Origin of the sequence: Streptomyces sp. NRRL B-24085 (assembly GCF_001282115.1) — a bacterium.
Classification (GTDB): Bacteria; Actinomycetota; Actinomycetes; order Streptomycetales; family Streptomycetaceae; genus Streptomyces.
The window spans coordinates 1-2,274 of sequence record NZ_LJBR01000030.1 but is presented as its reverse complement, the minus strand read 5'-3'; the positions used below and the strand labels follow the sequence as shown (position 1 = coordinate 2,274).

The 2,274-nt window shown below is 71.5% G+C and carries 2 protein-coding genes; both read left to right on the top strand.

Annotated elements, in window-relative coordinates:
• Positions 1-98 precede the first annotated feature (98 nt).
• Complete coding sequence (gabT, locus tag AOJ26_RS04360) at positions 99-1,433, top strand: 4-aminobutyrate--2-oxoglutarate transaminase (RefSeq protein WP_053846816.1); 1,335 nt, start codon at positions 99-101, stop codon at positions 1,431-1,433.
• Positions 1,434-1,656: 223 nt separating this feature from the next.
• On the top strand, positions 1,657-2,274 hold a 618-nt coding region (locus tag AOJ26_RS04355; RefSeq protein WP_053846817.1), incomplete at its 3' end, for a hypothetical protein.

Here is a 2,274-nt window from a genome sequence, read left to right as displayed (position 1 = left end):
CATGGAGCATGCCCACCCCCCGTCCCCCGTCCTAGCCTGCGAGAAAAGACTGGACAGAGTCCGCGACATCTCCGCCCGCAACACCCCAGGAGCCCCTCATGACCGCACTTCCGCAGGAGCGCCGCGTCGTCACCGCCATCCCCGGACCCAAGTCGCAGGAGCTGCAGGCCCGCCGGGTCGCCGCGGTCGCGCAGGGTGTGGGGTCCGTGCTGCCCGTCTTCACGGCGCGCGCGGGCGGCGGGATCATCGAGGACGTCGACGGGAACCGGCTGATCGACTTCGGTTCGGGCATCGCCGTGACGTCCGTAGGCGCCTCCGCCGAGGCCGTCGTACGCCGGGCCTCCGCCCAGCTCGCCGACTTCACCCACACCTGTTTCATGGTCACCCCGTACGAGGGCTACGTGGAGGTCGCCGAGGCCCTCGCCGAGCTCACCCCCGGTGACCACGCCAAGAAGTCCGCGCTGTTCAACTCCGGCGCCGAGGCGGTCGAGAACGCCGTCAAGATCGCCCGTGCGTACACCAAGCGCCAGGCCGTCGTCGTGTTCGACCACGGCTACCACGGCCGCACCAACCTCACCATGGCGCTGACCGCGAAGAACATGCCGTACAAGCACGGCTTCGGCCCCTTCGCCCCCGAGGTCTACCGCGTCCCCGTCGCCTACGGCTACCGCTGGCCCACCGGCCCCGGGAACGCCGGCCCCGAGGCCGCCGCCCAGGCCATCGACCAGATCACCAAGCAGGTCGGTCCGGAGAACGTGGCCGCGATCATCATCGAGCCGGTGCTCGGTGAGGGCGGCTTCATCGAGCCGGCCAAGGGCTTCCTGCCGGCGATCAGCGAGTTCGCCGAGGCCAACGGCATCGTCTTCGTCGCCGACGAGATCCAGTCCGGCTTCTGCCGCACCGGCCAGTGGTTCGCCTGCGAGGACGAGGGCATCGTCCCGGACCTCATCACCACCGCCAAGGGCATCGCCGGCGGTCTCCCGCTCGCCGCCGTCACCGGCCGCGCGGAGATCATGGACGCGGCGCACGCGGGCGGCCTCGGCGGCACCTACGGCGGCAACCCGGTCGCCTGCGCCGGCGCGCTCGGCGCGATCGAGACGATGAAGGAGCTCGACCTCAACGCCCGGGCGAAGGCGATCGAGGCCACGATGAAGGCCCGGCTGACCGCCATGCAGGACAAGTTCGACGTCATCGGCGACGTCCGGGGCCGCGGCGCCATGATCGCCATCGAGCTCGTCAAGGACCGTACGACCAAGGAGCCGAACCCGGAGGCGACCGCCGCGCTCGCCAAGGCCTGCCACCAGGAGGGCCTGCTGGTCCTGACCTGTGGCACCTACGGCAACGTGCTGCGCTTCCTGCCGCCGCTCGTCATCGGCGAGGACCTGCTCGACGAGGGCCTCGACATCATCGAGCAGGCGTTCGCCCGCATCTGACGCCACAGGGGCATCGCGGCAGGTCGGAAGCGGACTCACCCCTTCCGGCCTCGGCCGTCACAGCCCTGACGGCCCTTGGGATTCCGGGGCTGGGGTGGCGAGCGGCAGAGGGTGTGAAGAAGGTGTGCGAGGTGGTGGTGAGGACGGGAATCCGCCTGTCGTACGCCGCCGCCCTGCCGTAGGTTCTACCCAGATGAGAGATACACCCCGCCCACAGGGGACTGTGGGCGACATCAGGCCGGGGCCTCCCCAGCTTCGACCTGGTCGTGCCCTCGCGCACACGAGTGGAGCCTCCGGCTCCGGATCTCCTCACCGATCGGACAGTCGCCCGCCCCAAACCCCCCGGGGCGGCCGACGAACCGATCTGATCGGCCGCCCCGGAACCACCCCCCCTGTTCCGGGGCGGCCGGCCTTCCTCACCCTCCTGCTCGGCCTCCCGGCCCTCCTCTTCGCCCTGATCACCTGGCAGGTCGTCGAGGACGGGCCGCTTCTGCGCGTCGACGAGCGGGTCAGTGCCGCCCTGGTCCACCCGGACCGCATCGGCGGCGGTCTCTCCGACCTGGGCAACGTCCAGGTGGCCGTACCCCTCCTGGTGGTGGCGCTGGCGTACGTGACCTGGCGGCACCGGCGCGCCGGTACGGACCGCTGGTGGCTCCCGGCCACCGCGGGGGCCCTTCTCATGGCCCTGGTCCCGGCAGTCGTGGTCCCCCTCAAGATCTGGACCGACCGCTCCGGCACCCCCGTGGTCCCGCCGGGCACCGGCTACTTCCCCTCCGGCCACACCGCGACCGCGGCCGTCGCCTACGGCACCGCGACCCTCTTCCTCCTCCCCCTCCTGCCC